This window comes from Janthinobacterium sp. BJB401 (assembly GCF_013372745.1).
GTDB classification, from domain to species: domain Bacteria; phylum Pseudomonadota; class Gammaproteobacteria; order Burkholderiales; family Burkholderiaceae_D; genus Janthinobacterium; species Janthinobacterium rivuli.
This window is the reverse complement of sequence record NZ_JABXFH010000004.1, coordinates 1-18,620: the sequence shown is the minus strand read 5'-3', so window position 1 is coordinate 18,620 and position 18,620 is coordinate 1. Positions and strand designations below refer to the sequence as shown.

Genomic DNA, 18,620 nt, shown 5'->3' with positions numbered 1-18,620 from the left:
ACAACATGAAAAAACTGACCTTGAAACCGATGGCGCTCGCCCTTGCCGCCCTTTGCGTGATGCTGGGCGCCGGCGTGGCCCTGTACTCCCCTTCCTCCACCGCGGCCGACGACGCCAAGGATAAAAACGCGGCGCAAAAGCCGGCGCTCACCGTCACCACGGCCAAGCCGCAAACGGCCAGCCTGCCCATCAAGCTGCAGGCCAACGGCAACGTGGCCGCCTGGCAGGAAGCCGTCATCGGCAGCGAATCGAACGGCTTGCGTCTGACGGACGTGCGCGTGAATGTGGGCGACGTCGTGCGCGCGGGCCAGGTGCTGGCCGTGTTCTCGAACGACACGGTGAACGCCGACGTGGCGCAGGCAAAAGCCGCCGTGCTGGAAACGGAAGCGAATGCCGCGGAAGCGGCCGCCAACGCGCAGCGCGCCCGCTCGCTGCAAAGCACGGGCGCCATCAGCGCGCAGCAGATCAGCCAGTACCTGACGGCCGAACAGACGGCCAATGCGCGCATCGCGTCGGCCAAGGCGCAGCTGGCGTCGCAGCAGCTGCGCCTGAAATACACGCAGGTGGTGGCGCCCGACAGCGGCATCATCTCTTCGCGCTCGGCCACCGTGGGTTCGGTGGTGGGTGCCGGCACGGAGCTGTTCCGCATGATCCGCCAGGGCCGCCTCGAATGGCGCGCCGAAGTGACGGCCACCGAGCTGCTGAATCTGAAACCGGGCACCCTGGCGCAAGTGAAGGCGGCCAATGGCAGCGTCTTGACGGGCAAGGTGCGCATGATCGCCCCCACCGTCGATCCGCAGACGCGTTCCGCCCTCGTGTACGTCGACCTGCCGGCCAGCACGGGCACGAATGCGCCGTTCAAGGCCGGCATGTACGCCAGCGGCGAATTCGAACTCGGCACCTCGGGCGCGCTGACGGTGCCGCAGCAGGCGATTGCCGTGCGCGACGGCTTCAGTTATGTCTTCCGCCTGAATGCCGACCAGCGGGTCAGCCAGATCAAGGTGCAGGCAGGACGGCGCCTGAGCGACCGCATTGAAATCCTGGGCGGCATCACGGCCGACACGACGATTGTCGTCAGCGGCGCAGGCTTCCTCAATGACGGCGATCTGGTACGGAATGTACAGGCACCGGCAGCAGCCAAGCCGGCCGCAGTGAAAAAATAAGGAGAGGCCATGAATTTTTCCTCCCTCTCGATCAAGAATCCGATCCCGGCCATCATGCTGTTCGTGCTGCTGACCCTGGCCGGTCTGCTGGCCTACAAGGCCAATCCGGTGCAGGATTTCCCCGACATCGAACTGCCCATCGTCACCGTCAGCGCGGTGCTGCCCGGCGCCGCGCCGGCCCAGCTGGAAACGGAAGTGGCGCGCAAGATCGAAGACTCCGTCGCCACCTTGCAAGGCGTGAAAAACATCTACACCAAGGTGCTCGATGGCGTCGTCACGGTGACCGTCGAATTCATCCTGGAAAAGCAGATCGCCGAAGCCGTCAACGATGTGCGCGACGCCGTCGCCCGCGTGAAAGCGGACATGCCGGCCGAGCTGCGCGACCCCACCGTCACCAAGGCTTCCACGGCCGGACGGGTCGTGCTGACTTTCATCGCCACGGCGAAGTCCGGTGTCGATAATCCGCTCGATGCGCCCGACCTGTCCTGGTTCGTCGACAACACGGTGGCCAAGCGCCTCTTGACCGTGCCCGGCGTGGGCGCCGTCACCCGTGTCGGCGGCGTCTACCGCGAGATCCAGGTGGAACTCGACGAGGCGCGCATGGCCGCATTGAAGGTGTCGGCCCTCGACGTGTCGCGCCAGCTGCGCCTGGTGCAGCGTGAAGCGCCTGGCGGCAGGGGCGACATCAGCGGCGCCGAACAGTCGGTGCGCACCATCGCCACCGTCAAGACGGCCGATGAACTGTCGCGCGTGGAAGTGCCGCTGCCGGACGGGCGCCATGTGCGCCTGGACCAGGTCGCCACCGTGCGCGACACCATCGCTGAACCGCGCGCGCTGGCCGAGCAGGATGGCAAGACGGTCGTCGCCTTTGAAGTATTCCGCACCAAGGGCGCCAGCGAAGTGGCCGTCGCCAAGGGCGCGCGCGACGCCATCGCCGACCTGCAGAAAGAAAACCCGAACGTAGTGCTGCAGCAGTCGATCGACAATGCCTTCCCCGTCGAGGAAAACTTCGACGGCTCGATGGAGCTGCTATATGAAGGTGCGCTGCTGGCCGTGCTGGTGGTGTGGTGGTTCCTGCGCGACTGGCGCGCCACCCTGGTGGCCGCCGCCGCCCTGCCCCTGTCCGTGATGCCCGCTTTCCTCGGCATCTACTGGTTCGGCTACACGCTCAATACCGTCACCCTGCTGTCGCTGGCCCTCGTCGTCGGCGTGCTGGTCGACGACGCCATCGTGGAAATCGAAAACATCGAGCGCCATCTGCGCATGGGCAAGTCGCCGATGGAAGCAGCCATGGAAGCGGCCGACGAAATCGGCATGGCGGTCATCGCCACCACGTTCGCGCTGGTGGCCGTGTTCCTGCCGACGGCCTTCATGAGCGGCATTCCCGGCCTGTTCTTCAAGCAGTTCGGCTGGACGGCCGTGCTGGCCGTGCTGGCGTCCCTGGTGGTGGCGCGGTTGCTCACGCCAATGATGGCCGCCTACATCTTGAAACCGCTGCCGCACAAGGAAGAGCAGGATGGCTGGCTGATGACGCGCTATCTGACGGTCATGCGCTGGTGCCTGAACCATCGCGGCATCACGGCCATCGCCGCTGCGCTGTTCTTCGTTGGCGCCATCGCGCTCGTGCCGCTGCTGCCGACCGGCTTCGTGCCGGCCGCCGACCGCGCACAGACGCAGATCAACCTGGAACTGCCGCCCGGCTCCACCCTGGGCGAAACGCAGGCCGTGGCAGCCCTGGCGCGCGATGCGGCCATGCGCACGCCGGGTGTCCAGGGCGTCTTCAGTTCAATTGGCGGCGGTTCCAGCGGCGACGCCTTCGCCCCCGGCGCGGCAGCCGAGGCGCGCCGCGCCGTGCTGACCCTGACCACCGTGCACCGCACGGAGCGCAAGGAATCGATGGCGGACCTGGAAACCCAGCTGCGCAACAAGCTCGATACCATCCCCGGCGCCCGCTTCACGGTGGGCCCGCCCGACACGGGGGTCAAGATGCAGCTGGTGCTGCGTTCGGAAGACCCGGTGGCTTTGATGGCGGCGGCGCAAAAGGTCGAGCGCGAGCTGCGCGGCCTGAAAGGCATCGGCAACGTCAATTCCAGCGCCTCGCTGGTGCGCCCGGAAATCATCGTGCGGCCTGATTTCGCCAAGGCGGCCGACCTGGGCGTGACGGCGGCAGCCATCGGCGAAACCGTGCGCGTGGCCACGGCCGGCGACTACGACACGGACCTGACGAAAATGAACCTGCCCGAGCGGCAAGTGCCGATCCGCGTCAAGCTGCCCAACAGCGTGCGCGCCGACCTGGCCGCCATCGAGCGCCTGACCGTGCCCGGCAAGAATGGTCCCGTGCGCCTGGCGAACGTGGCCACGGTGACGATGGAAAGCGGCCCGGCGCAGATCGACCGATTGAACCGCAGCCGCAACGTCACCTTGGACGTGGAACTCGGTTCGCGCACCCTCGGTGAATTGAACGTGGAAGCGCGCGCGCTGCCGTCGATGAAGAATCTGCCGCCGTCCGTGAAGATCGCCGAACTGGGCGACGCGCAGGAGATGGCCTCGCTGTTCGCCAGCTTCGGCCTGGCCATGCTGATCGGCGTGCTGTGCATCTACTGCGTGCTGGTGCTGCTGTTCAAGGACTTCATGCAGCCGGTGACCATCCTGGCGGCGCTGCCGCTGTCGATCGGCGGCGCCTTCGTGGCGCTCTTGATCACGGGCAGCGCCCTGTCGATGCCGTCGATGATCGGCCTGATCATGCTGATGGGGATCGTCACCAAGAACTCGATCCTGCTGGTCGACTATGCGATCCTGGCACGCCAGGCGGGCATGAACCGCTTCGACGCGCTGGTCGACGCTTGCCACAAGCGCAGCCGTCCCATCCTGATGACGACGATCGCCATGGGCGCCGGCATGATGCCGCTGGCGCTGGGCTGGGGCGCCGACCCCAGCTTCCGTTCGCCGATGGCCATCACCGTCATCGGCGGCCTGATCACGTCGACCCTATTGAGCCTGCTGGTGGTGCCGGCCGTGTTCACCTACATCGACGACCTGGAGCACCTGCTCAAGCGCGGCATGGCGAAACTGCGCCGCCAGAAGGCGCCGCCGCGGCGCGATGACAAGGTGGCGCTGGAAAAATAAGCGCCGCCATTGTTTGCAAAATCGCCCCCTGCGGGCAAGGAAGCGAGGGATCGGCCGCCAGGCCGCGCTCCCTCGCTGCCATCTATCTGGCATACTGCGCCCATTCTCCATGAACGCAATCTGCCCTGCCTATGAATTACCGTACCCCGCTCGTCCTGCTGATGGCATCCGCGCTGCTCGGCGCCTGCTCGGACAAGACCGCCCCCGCCAGCGCCGACCTGGCAGCTGACGTGGTCACCGAAGTCCCCGCTGCCGCTGCCGCAGCAGACACCGCATCGGCCGAACACGTGCCGCCACCGGCCGCCACCGCCCCCAGGACGGAAGCGATGAACACGCCGCAGGCGCGCGAGCGCGAGGTGGGCATGATGCGCGCCGTCTTCGGCAAGGACTACCGCAGCGACAGCGACGATGCGCTGGCCGACCTGTCCGATCCCGATAACCACGTCGACAAACTCAGTTACGTGGTCAGCGCCGTCAGCCACAAGCTGCTGCCCGATGGCCGCGCCATCCTGGTGGCGAATGCGGAAACGGCCAACACGGAAGGAACGGCCGAATCGGCGCATGCCTCGCCCGGACTGTTGAACGTGTTTTTCCTGGCGCCCAAGGGCCAGCCGGAAGACGGCCAGTGGCAAGTTGTGAAACGCCTGGAAAACATCGCCGGCCTCGGATCGTCGGGGCAGCTCGGCGAAGTCCACTGGGTCATGCTGGGCGCGGACAAGCCGGGACTGGCGATCCGCCATGGCTATACGGGCCAGGGTTACACCATCACGCAACTGGCCCTGTTTGAAATCGGCGACGGCAAGGTCACCGCACTCGATGGCGGCATCGACCTGTACTCGGACAATATGGGCGCCTGCGGGCCTGAGATGGACGAGTGCTGGATGGTCAAGGGGAACTGGCGCTTCGCGCAGGCGCGCAATGGCGGCGCCTACGACGACTTGCTGATCGATTTCAAGGGCGCCTCCGAAAAGATCAAACCCGGCGTCACGGTCAAGCCGGACGAAGACCCGCCGCGCATCGCCACGCCCCTGAACGGCCACGCGCGCTATGGCTTCGATGGCAAGGGATACAAACTGGTCGAGGGAAAGAACCCGGTGCCTGGCGTCTAATCGGGTCAGACCCGCCGGGTCTGACCCCACGCAAGCCAGCTACCTGCGCGCCTTCTCCAGGCGCACCAGCAGCGGCGCATACATGGCACGCGTATGGCTGCTCCAGCGAGCCATGGCGCTGTCGATATCGAGCAGCAGGCGGTCCGACAATACCTTGTCGCCCTGCTGCAGCGCCCAGATCGCGCACTCGGCTCGGCACTCGAAGCTGTTGTAGCGCGTCAGCGCGTCATCGAATTCCGCCTTCGCTTCCACCTGGCGCCCGCTTTGCGCCAGCGCGCGCGCCGTCAGCAGCGACACCATCTCGGGACGAAATTGGATATCCGTGCGGTGGATGAATTCCAGGTGCGTCAGCGCTTCGGCGCCCCGTTCGCATTCCAGGTAGGCGCGCGCCGCGCCGAGGCGAATTTCCAGATCCGATGCAAACGCTCCCTGCAGGCAGGCTTCGTACGTCGATGCCGCTTCCTGCGCATCGCCCGCTTCCAGCTGCGCGCTGGCCAGGCGCATCTGGTTTTGCGCCGTCGGCGTGTACTCGAAGGCCGCTTTCGCCTCGCGCAATTCGCGGTTCGGATCGAGCACCTGCACAGCCACCGACGCGACCTTGCGCGCGCCTTGCGGCAGGCGCGAATTGGGCAGGTAGATGGCGAAGAAATACACCACGCTGCCCAGCAGCGGGAACATGAATAAAATGAGCAGCCAGTACAGCTGCTGCCCGTTGCGCACCACGTGGATCGCAAAAAATACCGCGATCAGGATGTGGATGCCTATGCCAAAAATCGTCATGCTGCGACCTCGTTCGTGATGGGAGCAGCCGACACCATGCCGCCGCTTTCCCTGCTCAGAATATTACACTGGCCGCGCCGTGCAGACGCGCCTATTGCGTCTTGGCCGACCAGCCGCCGCCCATGGCGCGGTACAGGTCGACGGAAGCGACGAGAATGCGCGTCTTCAGCTGCAGAAGGCCCACATCGGCGCTGTACAGGGTGCGCTGGGCGTCGAGTTCTTCCAGGTACGAGGCATAGCCATTGCGGTAGCGGTTGTGCGCGATGCGCAGGGTGTCCGCCGCCGTCGCGCGGCGCGCATCGTTTTCCACGGCTTGCTGCCGCAGCCGGTAGATGGCGCCCAGGCTGTTCTCCGTTTCGGCGAAAGCATTGCGCACCACGTTTTCATACGCGTACACGAGCTGGTCGCGCTGCGCGCCAGCCGCATCCGTCTGCGCCTGCACCCGGCCGCCATCGAACAGCGGGCCGGCCGCCAAGGCCGTCAGGCGCCACAAGGCCGTCGGCGCATGCAGGAAATCGGTCAAGGTCGTGGCTTGCCCGCCGCCGACGGCCGTCAGCTTGAACGAGGGCAGCAGCTGGTCGCGCGTGGCGGCCAGGCTGGCGCTGGCGGCCGCCAGGTTGTGTTCCGCGCGCGCGATATCGGGCCGCCGGCGCAGCAATTCGGATGGCAGGCCGGCCGGCACGCCGGGCGCCGCCAGCTCGGCCAGCGGCAAGCCGCGCGCGATGGGGCCGGGATTGCCGCCGACGAGGATGGCCAGCGCGTTTTCCTGTTCGAATATCTGCCGTTGCAGCTGCGGCACCTGTTCGGCCGCCGCATGGTATTCCGATTGCGCCTGCAGCCATTCCAGGCGCGAGCTGTAGCCCACCTCGAACTGCTTGCGCGCCAGCTCGCGCGACTGTTCGCGCAGCTGCAAGGTCGATTGCGTCAGCGCCAGCTGCGCGTCGAGTCCCCGCAGATTCAGGTAGCTCGTCGCCACGCTGGCGGCGATCGACAGGGCCGCCGCATCGAGGCTGGCCTGTTCGGCGCGGTAGCTCTCGCCGGCCGCATCGCTCAGACTGGCCAGCCGGCCCCACACGTCGATTTCATAACTGGCCTGCAGTTCCGCCTGAAAGACGTTCGTCACATACGGCTTGCCGCTGGACGCCAGGGTGCGCGTGCGCGTGGGCGAACCGTCGAAGGCCAGGTTGGGCGCGCGGTTCGCGTCGGCCTGCGCCAGGCGCGCGCGGTACTCCTGCACGCGGGCGCGCGCCACGCGCAAGTCGCCATTGCGCGCCAGCGCCTCGCCCACCAGGTCGCTCAAGACCGGATCACCGAAGGCCTGCCACCACAGCTGCTCGACATGGGCCTCGGTCGCCGCCGGTGCGCCGATGGCTTGCGCACGCCAGCCGGATGGCAGCTGCAGTGCCGATGCGGGCTGCGGCGGCGCGTTGGCGGCGCAGCCGGCCAGCGCCAGCGCGCCAGCCATCAGCAGGAAACGGCGCTTCATGGCTTGGCCTTCTTCGTTGCAGGCGGCGGCGCGGGATTCTCCGCCGAGTCGTTCAGCATGGCCGACGTGTCGACGCTGACCACCACCGACATGCCCGGCACGAGACGGCGCGCATTTGCCTGCCCCGCATCGATGCGGATGCGCACGGGAATGCGCTGGGCGATTTTGAGGTAGTTGCCCGTCGCGTTATCGGCCGGCAGCACGGAAAACTCGGAGCCGGTGGCTGGCGAGATGCGCTCGACCTGCCCCGTCAGCACGGCGCCGTCGAGCGCGTCGACGTGGAAGGTGGCGCTCTGCCCTTCCTGCACGCCATTCATCTGCGTTTCCTTGAAATTGGCGATCACCCACATCTGGCGCGGCACCAGCGCCATCAGCTGCGCGCCCGAATTCACGTAGGCGCCCTGGCGCACCGTCACCTGACCCAGCTGGCCATCGGACGGCGCCACGATGCGCGTGTTATCGAGGTCGATTTTCGCCGCCTTGACGGCCGCCTGCGCATTCGCCACGGCCGCTTCCAGCGCCTGCTTGTTGACCACCACGCTATGCACGCTTTGCTGGGCGATGTCGAGATTGGCGCGCGCCTGCGCCAGCGCTGCCGCCATCTGCGCCTGCGTGGCGCGCGACTGGTCGTGTTCGCGCTGCGACAATGAACCGTCGGCCACCAGCTGCTCCACCCGATTGAGGTCGGCGCTGGCCTTGCGCGCCTGCGCTTCCGCATTCGCCATCACGGCCTCGCTGACGGAAATGCCCGCCTGCGCGCTGGCCTTTTGCTGCGCCCAGTTCGACAGCGCCGCCTGCTGCGCGGCCAGCTGGGCCTGCGCCTGCTCGTAGCGCTGCTGGTAGATGCGGTCATCGATGCGCACCAGCAGCTGGCCTTCCTTGACGTCCATGAAATCCTGCACCGTCACCTCCACCACATAACCGGACAACTGCGTGCCGATGATGGTCACCTGCCCGCGCACGGTGGCGTTTTCCGTCGTCACGATGGGACTGGTGAACGGCGGCAGCCGCCACGCGTACAGCACGATCAGCACGCCCACCAGGGCCACGGCGGCAAAGGCCAGCGCGGACAACCACTGGTGGCGCCGGTCCGGCTGCGCCGTGGAAGGGGCGGCGGGTGCGGGTGCGGTGGGCTGTACTGGCGGCGTGGTGTTATTTTCTGTCATTGCTCGGTTCCGAATTGGTAATGGGGACGATGGCCATGGCCGTCTGCGCATCGCGCACGGGGCCGACCAGGCGGCGCGCGCCGGTGGTGATGCGGGTCCAGGACTGGCTGACCAGCATCCAGATCAGGGTGGCGATGGCGACGCCTGCGATCATCAAAAAAACGTCGTTGTAAGCCAGCACGTTGGCTTCGCGCGTGGCGATGGCGCCCAGGCGTGCCACGCCCTGGGCGCTGCGCAAGGCGGGATCCGTCAGCACGCCGCCGTAGCTTGCGGCGCCCGACTGCACGCGCGCGGCCACCTGCGGGTCAAGCATGGTGAGATGCTCGACCAGGTAGCTGGAATGGTATTTTTCGCGCGCCGTCTGGATGGTGCCGACGATGGCCGCACCGAGCAAGCCGCCCAGGTTCTGCGTCATGGTAAACATCACGGAAAAACTCACCAGGTTGCGCGGTTCGGCGATCACGGCGCCCATGCCAGCCACCATGGTAGGGCCGAGGAAATACGTGCCGCCAAAGGCCAGCAGAAACTGGCTGACATACATGTTCACGGGGCGCGTCTGGCTGGTGGCGTGCGCGTCGATCAGGGCGCCGGCTGCGATCAGCAGCAGCGCGAACATCAGCGAGCGGTTCAGGGTGGCCGGATTGATCGTCAGCGCGCTGACCACCAGGCCAGCCACGCTGCCCAGCAGGACCACGATGAACAGGTTCTGCATCTGGTCCGTGTTCAGGCCCAGCGCCTGCAAAAACCCCACGGCGCCCGTCGATTCGGACAGCACGATGCGAAACAGCAGCACGGATAAAAACAGCTTGGCGATCTTGCCCGTGGTGAGCCAGCGCGTGTTGAGCAGCGGGCGCGCGCGGTTATGTTCGATGGCCAGCGACGCGGCGATCAGCACGATGGAGCACGCCAGGCACACGCCCACCCACTCCGATTCCATCCACCACGCCGTGCGCCCCTGCGCCAGCACGGCGCACAGCAGGGCCACGCCGGGCGCGAACAGGATGAAAGTGAGGAAATCGAGCGGCTCGAACGTCTGCACGCGGTCACCGGGCGGCAGTTTCAGGGCCAGCACGCAGCCCAGCGCCAGCAGGGCCAGTCCCAGTTCGAACAGGTACAGGCCATGCCACTCGCCGATCTGCAGCAGTTCGGAGGTGAAGATGCGCGCCAGCGGCAAGGCCAGCTGGGCAAAACCCAGGCCCAGCACCACGCCTTTCAGGCGGTGGCGCGCGGGAAACGCCTGCAGGGTGTAGTACAGCCCCAGCACCCCGAGCGCGCCGCCCACCATGCCATGCGCGGCGCGCACGGCGATCGCCGACGGCAAGGTATTCGCATACAGGTGGGCGAAGGTGACGAGCGCATACAGCACCAGGAACGCTTCCGTGAACAGGCGCAGGCCGAACTGCTGGCGGAACTTCACCAGCAGCAGATTCATGGAGACGATGGTCATCACGTAGGCGGCCGGCAGCCACTGCATCTGATAGGCATAGGCGGCCAGCGATCCTTGCAGGTTCAGCAAATTGGCCGTCACCAGGCCGTTGCCCAGCCCCCCCGTCAGCGCGACGATCAGGCCGACGATGAAATACGCGACACGCTTGGGCGTCGAATGTTCGGGCATCGATGGCGACCCGGGCAAGGTCGGGCGTTCGCCCGGCCCCCAGGTGCGAGGTGTGTACTTGTCCATGCAGTAATCGCGATCCGGTTTGCTGAAGCCGTTCCTTGCTGCCGTTCTGCTTCCTTCAAGCAAATAGTTGCAAATGAACAGTTCTAGTCAGCAGCATATCACCGCAGGACGTTTTTATTGTTTACATTGTTGCATGGCGTTGCGCCTGCGGCGCAAACGGGGTAGGCAACAGGGCCGGCGGCGCCGGCCCTGTGCTGATGCCGCCAATTACACCCGGGGCGGATCCGTCTCGCGCGCAAACGCCCGGTGCGCGGCCAGCGCTTTCTTGAACGCAGCCACGGCTTTCGCCAGGTCGCCGGACGGCGCGACGATGATGGCGGGATCCGGCTTGCCATCAGGCAGGGTCAGCGGCACACCCGCCTTGTCCAGCAAGTCCTTGCCCGCGCCGATGGCCAGCATCGGCTTGCAGTGGCGGTATTGCAGGCGCAGGAAGTCGAGCGCATTGGCGTCGCTGGCCAGCTGCTGCACGGCGCCCTGGCCGTCCGGCACCACGACGGCGTCGAACAGCACGGACGGTCCCGCTTCAAGCGCAATTTCCACGTCGAGCGGCGCGCCGCCGCTGGTGTCGACTTTCCCCAGGTGGCTGCCCACCAGGCGCGGTACGGCGCCATCGGCCAGCAGCGCGGCATAGATGTTGCGCACCTGCGCGCCATCGCTGCCCGGTCCCACCAGGATGGCCACGCGCAGGGTGTGAATGCCCGTCTTGCCGGGGCGGAAAAACAGCGACAGCGCGGGCGATGGCGGATACGCCGGCAGCGGCTGCAGCGAGGCGCGCGGCATGGCGGGCGGCAGGGCCAGGCCCAGGCCATCGGCCAGGCGCTGCGCCAGGGTCTCGTCGACGTTGCGCAGCATGGCGACGATGCGCTGGCGGATGGCCACCGTTTGCACCTTGCTCAGTTCAAAGCGGAACGCATGCACGATATGGTCTTGTTCGACGGGCGTCTGACTGATCCAGAACAGGCGCGCCTGGGCGTAGTGTTCGGCGAATTTCTCGGGCTTGCCGCGCACCTTGTCGCCCTCGGCGGAAGCGGGAAAACTGTTGAAGCCCTTCGCGCCCGCCTGGAACGGACAGCCGCCCGCCAGCGAATTGGGCTCGTACGCGACCCGGCCCCGGTTGATGGCCTGGCGGTGCATGCCGTCGCGCTGGTTGTTGTGCACGGGCGCCAGCGGCGCATTGATGGGAATTTCGTGGAAATTCGGGCCGCCCAGGCGCGTCAGCTGGGTATCGACATAGGAATGGATGCGTCCCTGCAGCAGCGGGTCGTTACTGAAATCGATGCCGGGCACGATGTGCGCCGTGCAAAAGGCTACCTGCTCCGTCTCGGCGAAAAAATTGTCGGGATTGCGGTTCAAGACCATTTTCCCGACGGGGATGAGCGGGACGACTTCTTCGGGAATCAGCTTGGTCGGGTCGAGCACGTCGAAGGGAAACGCTTCCGCCTGCGCTTCCGTGAAGACCTGGAACGACAGCTCGTATTCCGGGTATTCTCCGCACTCGATGGATTCCCACAGGTCGCGCCGGTGGAAGTCGGAATCGGCGCCGCTGATCTTGACGGCTTCATCCCACACGAGCGAATGCGTGCCGGCCATCGGCGACCAGTGGAATTTGCAGAACACGGACTGGCCCTTGGCATTGACGAGGCGGAAGGTGTGCACGCCGAAGCCCTGCATCATCCGATAACTGCGCGGGATGGCGCGGTCCGACATGACCCACATCAGCATGTGCGTGATTTCCGGCGACAGCGAGGCGAAGTCCCAGAAGGTGTCGTGCGCGCTGGCCGCCTGCGGCATGCCATGGTGCGGCTCGGGCTTGACGGCATGCACCACGTCGGGGAACTTCATCGCATCCTGGATGAAGAAGACGGGGATGTTATTGCCGACCAAATCCCAGTTGCCCTCGTCCGTATAAAATTTCACGGCAAAGCCGCGCACGTCGCGCGCCGTATCGGTCGAACCGCGTTCACCGGCCACCGTGGAAAAGCGCACGAAGACGGGCGTGCGCTTGCCCGCCCTGGCGAACGGCGCGGCGCGTGTCAGCTTGCTTTGCTCCTTGTAGCATTCGAAGTAGCCGTGGGCGGCCGAACCGCGCGCATGCACGACGCGCTCGGGGATGCGCTCATGGTCGAAATGCGTGAGCTTTTCACGCAAAATAAAATCTTCCATCAAGGTGGGGCCGCGCAAGCCCGCCTTCAGCGAGTTCTGGTTGTCGCCCACGGGCACGCCCTGGTTCGTCGTCAGCACGCAGCCGCTGTCGTCGCTACGGGCGCCATCCAGCGAGCTATTCAGCGCATTTTCTCCCAGCGCCGGCTGGCCAGCGCCCGTCTTCGGAGAAGGTAGCGTTTCGCCCGTGGTGCTGGCCGTGGCCAGCGGTTCGCCCGTTGCCACATGCACGCCTTCGGGCGGCGTGCGCGCCGCCTCGCCATACTGCCCGTCTTCCTTGGGATTGACGGCCATGGCGGCGGACAGCTGCTGGCCGGCGGCCGTCTTTCGCAGCAGGGCGCGGGTCACGTCGTTGTCCGCGCCCAAGCTGTGCGGCGCATTGCTGTCGGATGGGCCGGACATGCTGCTCATGACGGAGCCAGCACCGTCCGTGGACGGCGTTTTCTTGTTGGTAGCCATTACGTCTCCTGTGAGTAGTTTGCCCCGGGAGAACGCTACAACTCCCTCATTCAGCGCACGAACAGGGCAATCAAAATAATGATGGGAATAGGTATGCCGATCAACCACAACAAAATGGAGCGCATCATCACTCTCCTTTACTGCCTGCTACTACCTTGTACCTTGTGCGCGTGGGCGCCGGCCCGCCCCGCCATGACGGCGAAGGGAACGGCGCCCACGACAAAACCTTCCAGGCAGGCGCAAAGCTTATTTACGCTTATTTGCGCGAGCCCAGCAGTTTCGACAGGCCATAACCGGCGGCCGCCGCGATCAGCAGGGACACGGCCGGGCGCTCGCGCACATAATCGCGGCCCGTTTCGCCGGCGCGCTGGCAGGCGGCGCCCAATTGCTTGCCGCGCGCCATCAGGCGTTCGGAAGCCTTGTTGACGCTGTCGCTGACCTGGCCGATGCGGTCGCCCACCTGGTCCACGCCGTCATGGGCGCGCGTGGCAACCTTGTCGGCCAGGGGCTGGGCCTGGCTTGCCACCTTGTCGATGGTGCGGTGCAAATCCTGGCGGGTATCCTGGACGGTGCCGTTCATATCGGAGCTGGTTTTTTCAATCGCGTTCATGATGGTTTCCTTTAACAGTGAATAATTTCAACCATGCTCGATGCCGTGACCGAATCATGATTCTCCTCGCTTCGGGGAAAAAGAAGCGGCTAAACGCTGCCGGACTGAGCCATATCAAACAGTGGATCAGCAGCAAGCTGTTGGCACTACCTTAACTGCCCACGCCACGCGCCACCGTGCGCTGCCACACCTTGAGGCGCAGACTTAAATTCCTGTTGGAAATAACAATCCCCACCGGCCTGGTGGGGCGGGCGGGGAAGCCAAATATGTATGGATTTTTAAGCGGATTTTCCGCATAATTGCGAGAGGCAATATCCATACATATAAACAAATGTCCAAATCAAAAGCCATACAAGAAGAAAGCCGGGCCCATGCGTGGATCACGCCGTTCGTGCAGCACGGCGGTCCGCGCTACCTGCAGATTGCCGACATGCTCGAGCGCGCGTTGTCCGATGGCAGCCTGCGCCCGGGCGACCGCTTGCCGCCGCAGCGCAGTCTGGCCGCGCTGTTCCAGATCGACCTGACGACGGTGACGCGCGCCTACGACGAAGCCAAGCGCCGCAATCTGCTGGAAGGGCATGGCGCGCGCGGCACCTATGTGGCGGCGCCGAAAGTGGAATTGACGCAGATGCTGGACCTGAGCATGAATATCCCGCCGCCGCCGGTGGGCGTGGATTTTGACGACTTGCTGAAACAGGGCGTGGCGCAGGTGCTGATGCGCACGGACAGCGATCTGTTGATGAGCTATCACCTGGGCGGCGGCGGCAAGGCCGATCGCGCGGCAGGCGCCGTCTGGCTGGCGCCCATGTTCGGCGACGTCGATGCGGAACACGTGGTGGCCTGCCCTGGCGCGCAGGCGGCGCTGGCGGCGCTGATCCTGACCCTGAGCCGGCCCGGCGACGCCATCCTCACGGAAGGCGCCGTGTACCCGGGCTTGCGCTCGGCGGCGGGGCAGTTGAACCGCAAGGTCATCGTCGTGGAAAAGGATGCGGACGGCATGCTGCCCGAGGCGCTGGAAAAAGCCAGCCGCAAGCACCATGCGCGCCTCGTCTACCTGAATCCCACCCTGCAAAATCCGACGGCGCACACCATGCCGGCCGCGCGCCGCCTGGCCATCACGGAAGTGGCCATCCGCTGCGGCATGCACATCATCGAGGACGATCCGTACTGGCTGCTGGCGTCCGACGCGCCGCCCCCGCTGGCCCATTACGCGCCTGGCCACGTGTCGTATATCGCCACCCTGTCGAAATGCCTGGCGCCCGGCTTGCGCATGGCCTATGCACTGGTGCCCGACGCGCAGCTGCGCGAGCGCTTGCTGCAGGCGCTGCGGTCCTTCAGCCTGATGGCCACGCCGCTGACGACGGCGCTGGCGACGCAATGGATACACGACGGTTCCGCGCACGCGCTGCTGGCCGGCGTGCGCAGCGAAGCGGATGCGCGCCAGGACATCATCCGCACCATCCTCACCGGCGCCAGCCACCCGCGCAGCGACGGCATCCATGTCTGGTTTTCACTGCCCAGCTACTGGACCTCGCGCGAACTGGCCGCCACGGCCCGCGCCCAGGGCGTGGCCGTCACGGCCTCGGACGCCTTCTACGACAGCCGCCCGCCGAACGCCATCCGCATCTCGCTGGGCAGCCTCCGCGATCGCGCGCGCCTGGCCAGCGCATTGAAGAAATTATCGCTGCTGCTGGCGCACAAGCCGGCCGTACACGGGGAATTCGTCATTTAACGGCGCAAACGCGCATCGACCGAATACCTGCCCGCGCCGCTGATGGCAATCGTGCCGAAGACGATGATCAGCAGCCAGCCGAACTGGCCGTCGGCGATGCTCCAGTCAGGGTGCACGAGCAGCATCGATACGCCCAGCAGGAACAGCAAAGGCAGGCAGGCCAGGCGCGTCAGCAAGCCGGCGGCGACCAGCAGCGGGCAGACGATTTCCGCGAACAGGGCGCAATACAGGGTGACGGCGCGGCCCAGGTGCAGCGGGTCGTCGATGTGCGCCAGTTCCTCGGAAAAATGCAGCAGCTTGGGCAAGCCGTGCACGTGCAGCACCAGCAGCGCGCCCGCCACGCGCGCAAACAGCAAGCCGGCATCGGGTAAAAAGGGGCCGGCCAGCGCCGCCATCGAGTTTTTCTTCATGATTACTCCAGTGGGAAAGCCAGTCGGCGCGGCGCGCCGCTGCCAGCCATCATAGGCAGGCGGACACTTGGGCGCGACTGGTCTTTTGGCAGAGGCGCCGGCGCGCGCGAAGGCCTAGACTGGCCGATGCCATCACTGGCCCAGGCCGTAACCGGCCGCCCTCCCCCATCCCCGAAGGAAATGCATCATGTCGAAGAAAATCGAAGCCGAAGAAGTCACTTCCCGCCGCAAGCTGCTCGTCAGCGTCGCCGGTGTCGCCGCCGGTGCGGGCCTGCTGGCCGCCGGTGGCGCCAGCGCCGCCGCCAAGCCTGCCGCTGCCGCCAGCGCACCGGGCAAGCTCAGCGTCAATAGCGTTACCGTCAAGGACGGCACCGTCATCCACTTCAAGGACTGGGGCACGGGCACGCCCGTCGTCTTCAGCCACGGCTGGCCATTGCAGGGCGACGCCTGGGAAGACCAGATGATGTTCCTGGCCAGCCACGGCTACCGCGTGATCGCGCACGACCGCCGCGGCCACGGCCTGTCCAGCCAGCCATGGCAGGGCAATGACATGGATACCTACGCCGACGACCTGGCCACCCTGCTCGACGCGCTCGACATCAAGGGCGCGACCCTGGTCGGCCATTCGACGGGCGGCGGCGAAGTGGCGCGCTATATTGGCCGCCATGGCGAAAAACGCGTGGCCAAGGCCGTGCTGGTGGGCGCCGTGCCGCCGCAGATGGTCAAGTCGGAGACGAATCCGGGCGGCTTGCCGATGTCGGTGTTTGACGGCATCCGCGCCGGCGTGCTGGCCGACCGCTCGCAATTTTTCAAGGACCTGACGGTGCCGTTCTTTGGCGCCAACCGTCCAGGCAACAAGGTATCGCAAGGCATGCGCGACACCTTCTGGCTGCAGGGCATGCAATGCGGCATCAAGAACGCCTACGATTGCATCAAGCAGTTTTCCGAGACGGACTTCACGGCCGACCTGAAGAAAATCTCCGTGCCGACCCTGGTGGTGCACGGCGGCGACGACCAGATCGTGCCGATCGACGCGTCCGGCAAGGCTGCGGCAAAGCTCATCAAGAATGCCAAACTGGTCATCTATGAAGGCGCGCCGCACGGCTTGCCGGCCACCCACAAGGACCGCCTGAACGAAGACTTGCTGGCCTTTATCAAGTCCTGATCCGTTCTGCGCTCCCCGCACTGCCGGCCCGCCCGGCGGTGTTTATCGCCTCCGCCGCATAAAAAACCCGCCCGCCTCCCCCATTCGTATAACTGCCTTGCCTGACGGCGCGTGCATACTTGTTGCAGTGCGGCATCCGCCGCGACAGCGACAGGAGCACGGCGATGGCCAGCATGCATTATTTCCCTCAGACGCAAGACGCCAGCCTGGCGCAGGCGCAGCGCATGGGCAGCATGGACGAATTTGCCGCATCGGTCGCGCACGAGGTGCGCCAGCCGCTGGCGGCCATCGCGCTCAATACCGACGCCGCCTTGCGCTGGCTCGACCACGATCCGCCCCGCATCGACGAGGCGCGCGCGGCGCTGGCCCTGGTCGCCAGCGCCGGCAGCCATGCCAGCGCCGTGTTGCGCAGCGTGCACGGCCTGGCCTGCAATTCGCCGGGCAGCCACGATCATTTTGTGGCCGACGACGCCGTGCAAGACCTGCTGCCGTTGCTGCGCGCGCCACTGCAACGCCACGCCATCCACCTGGAAACGCAGCTGGCACCGGGCCGCCCGCTGCTGCACGCCGACCCGGTGCAATTCCGGCAAGTCATCCTGAATCTGCTGATGAACGCCATCGAAGCCTTGCAGGGCACGAGCGGCCGGCCGCGCACGGTGCTGCTGTCTTCGCAACTGGATGGGGGCGTGCAGCATTTCAGCATCGCCGACAATGGCGCCGGCATCGCGCCGCAGGCGGCCGGCCGCCTGTACGATACCCTGTATTCCAGCAAGCCGGACGGCATGGGCATGGGACTGGCCATCTGCCGCCGCATCGTCGACGCGCATGGCGGCCGCCTGTGGCATGCGCCCGGAGCGTCCCACGGCAGCGTCTTCCACTTCACCCTGCCAGCGTTATGAGGACAACCATGGACATGACCACGCCCCTGGCCGATCCGCCGATTACCCTCTTGATCGCCGACGACCACCCGCTGATCCTGGCCGGCCTGGCCTCGCTGATCGCATCCCTCCCAGGTTTCCTCCTGCTGGGCCAGGCCGGCACGGGCCGCGCCGCCGTGGAGCTGTACCGGGAGCTGCGGCCCGACGTGGTGCTGATGGATTTGAACATGCCGGAGATGCATGGCGTCGAGGCGATCGAGCGCATCTGCGCGGACGACGCGCAAGCGAAGATCGTCATCCTCACCACCTACCAGGGCGAGGACAGCGTGCACCGGGCCTTGCGCGCCGGCGCGCGCGGCTACCTGCTGAAGGATTCCGGCTTCCTGCAACTGACACAGTGCATCCGCCAGGTAGCCGCCGGCAGACATTACCTGCCGCCGGAACTGGCGGCGCAGCAAGCCGGCCGCATCGAGGCGAACCGCCTGTCGAAACGCGAGCACGACATCCTGCTGCACCTGTCCGCGGGCAAGAGCAACAAGATGATCGCGCGCAGCGCCGGCATCGAGGTGGGTACCGTGAAATTTCACGTGAATAATATTTTGACCAAGCTCAACGTATCAAGCCGCACCGAGGCGGCCACGGTGGCCGCCCGGCGCGGCTTGCTGGGCGCGTTCTAGCTGCCGGAACCGGGGGGA

14 protein-coding genes are annotated in these 18,620 nt (G+C 66.0%); 7 read left to right on the top strand and 7 right to left on the bottom strand.

The features are described 5' to 3' along the window. Positions 1–5 precede the first annotated feature (5 nt). From HWE17_RS04210 to HWE17_RS04200, 3 genes are all read left to right on the top strand, one after another. Positions 6–1,163, top strand: a complete 1,158-nt coding sequence (locus tag HWE17_RS04210) for an efflux RND transporter periplasmic adaptor subunit (RefSeq protein WP_176387918.1) — start codon at positions 6–8, stop codon at positions 1,161–1,163. 9 nt (positions 1,164–1,172) lie between these two features. Next, positions 1,173–4,289, top strand: coding sequence for an efflux RND transporter permease subunit (locus tag HWE17_RS04205; RefSeq protein ID WP_176387917.1), 3,117 nt, complete (start codon positions 1,173–1,175; stop codon positions 4,287–4,289). Between the two features lie 131 nt (positions 4,290–4,420). After that, positions 4,421–5,398, top strand: coding sequence for a hypothetical protein (locus HWE17_RS04200; protein ID WP_176387916.1), 978 nt, complete (start codon positions 4,421–4,423; stop codon positions 5,396–5,398). A gap of 39 nt (positions 5,399–5,437) precedes the next feature. Here HWE17_RS04200 and HWE17_RS04195 read toward each other — a convergent pair whose 3' ends face one another. From HWE17_RS04195 to HWE17_RS04170, 6 genes are all read right to left on the bottom strand, one after another. Continuing rightward, entirely contained in the window at positions 5,438–6,178 is a 741-nt protein-coding gene (locus HWE17_RS04195; RefSeq protein WP_176387915.1) for a hypothetical protein, read from the bottom strand. Positions 6,179–6,269: 91 nt separating this feature from the next. Then, positions 6,270–7,664, bottom strand: coding sequence for an efflux transporter outer membrane subunit (locus HWE17_RS04190; protein ID WP_176387914.1), 1,395 nt, complete (start codon positions 7,662–7,664; stop codon positions 6,270–6,272). Beyond that, positions 7,661–8,830 carry an HlyD family secretion protein gene (locus tag HWE17_RS04185; protein ID WP_176387913.1) on the bottom strand — a complete coding sequence of 390 codons (1,170 nt, stop codon included), beginning with the start codon at positions 8,828–8,830 and terminating at the stop codon, positions 7,661–7,663. The genes HWE17_RS04190 and HWE17_RS04185 overlap by 4 nt, the downstream gene beginning before the upstream one ends. Continuing rightward, positions 8,817–10,511: an MFS transporter gene (locus HWE17_RS04180; protein ID WP_035821724.1), complete on the bottom strand. Its 1,695-nt coding sequence runs from the start codon at positions 10,509–10,511 to the stop codon at positions 8,817–8,819. Before HWE17_RS04180 ends, HWE17_RS04185 begins: the two co-directional genes overlap by 14 nt. 207 nt (positions 10,512–10,718) lie before the next feature. Then, positions 10,719–13,130 (bottom strand): catalase, encoded by a 2,412-nt coding sequence (locus HWE17_RS04175; protein WP_303624189.1) that lies wholly within the window; start codon positions 13,128–13,130, stop codon positions 10,719–10,721. 256 nt (positions 13,131–13,386) lie between these two features. After that, positions 13,387–13,740: a YqjD family protein gene (locus tag HWE17_RS04170; RefSeq protein ID WP_176387912.1), complete on the bottom strand. Its 354-nt coding sequence runs from the start codon at positions 13,738–13,740 to the stop codon at positions 13,387–13,389. Positions 13,741–14,071: 331 nt separating this feature from the next. Between HWE17_RS04170 and HWE17_RS04165 the strand changes: the two genes are divergently transcribed. Next, positions 14,072–15,472, top strand: a complete 1,401-nt coding sequence (locus tag HWE17_RS04165) for a PLP-dependent aminotransferase family protein (RefSeq protein WP_176387911.1) — start codon at positions 14,072–14,074, stop codon at positions 15,470–15,472. On the opposite strand, the gene HWE17_RS04160 is transcribed toward HWE17_RS04165, so the two are convergent. Further along, positions 15,469–15,882, bottom strand: a complete 414-nt coding sequence (locus HWE17_RS04160; RefSeq protein ID WP_200880283.1) for a DoxX family protein — start codon at positions 15,880–15,882, stop codon at positions 15,469–15,471. The genes HWE17_RS04165 and HWE17_RS04160 overlap by 4 nt on opposite strands. A 187-nt stretch (positions 15,883–16,069) precedes the next feature. Here HWE17_RS04160 and HWE17_RS04155 point away from each other — a divergent pair, with 187 nt between their 5' ends. The 3 genes from HWE17_RS04155 (at position 16,070) to HWE17_RS04145 (ending at position 18,602) form a co-directional block, all read left to right on the top strand. Continuing rightward, positions 16,070–17,047, top strand: coding sequence for an alpha/beta fold hydrolase (locus tag HWE17_RS04155; protein ID WP_176387910.1), 978 nt, complete (start codon positions 16,070–16,072; stop codon positions 17,045–17,047). Positions 17,048–17,211: 164 nt separating this feature from the next. Further along, entirely contained in the window at positions 17,212–17,946 is a 735-nt protein-coding gene (locus tag HWE17_RS04150; protein ID WP_176387909.1) for a sensor histidine kinase, read from the top strand. Between the two features lie 8 nt (positions 17,947–17,954). After that, positions 17,955–18,602 (top strand): response regulator transcription factor, encoded by a 648-nt coding sequence (locus tag HWE17_RS04145; protein ID WP_255206107.1) that lies wholly within the window; start codon positions 17,955–17,957, stop codon positions 18,600–18,602. Positions 18,603–18,620: the final 18 nt, after the last annotated feature.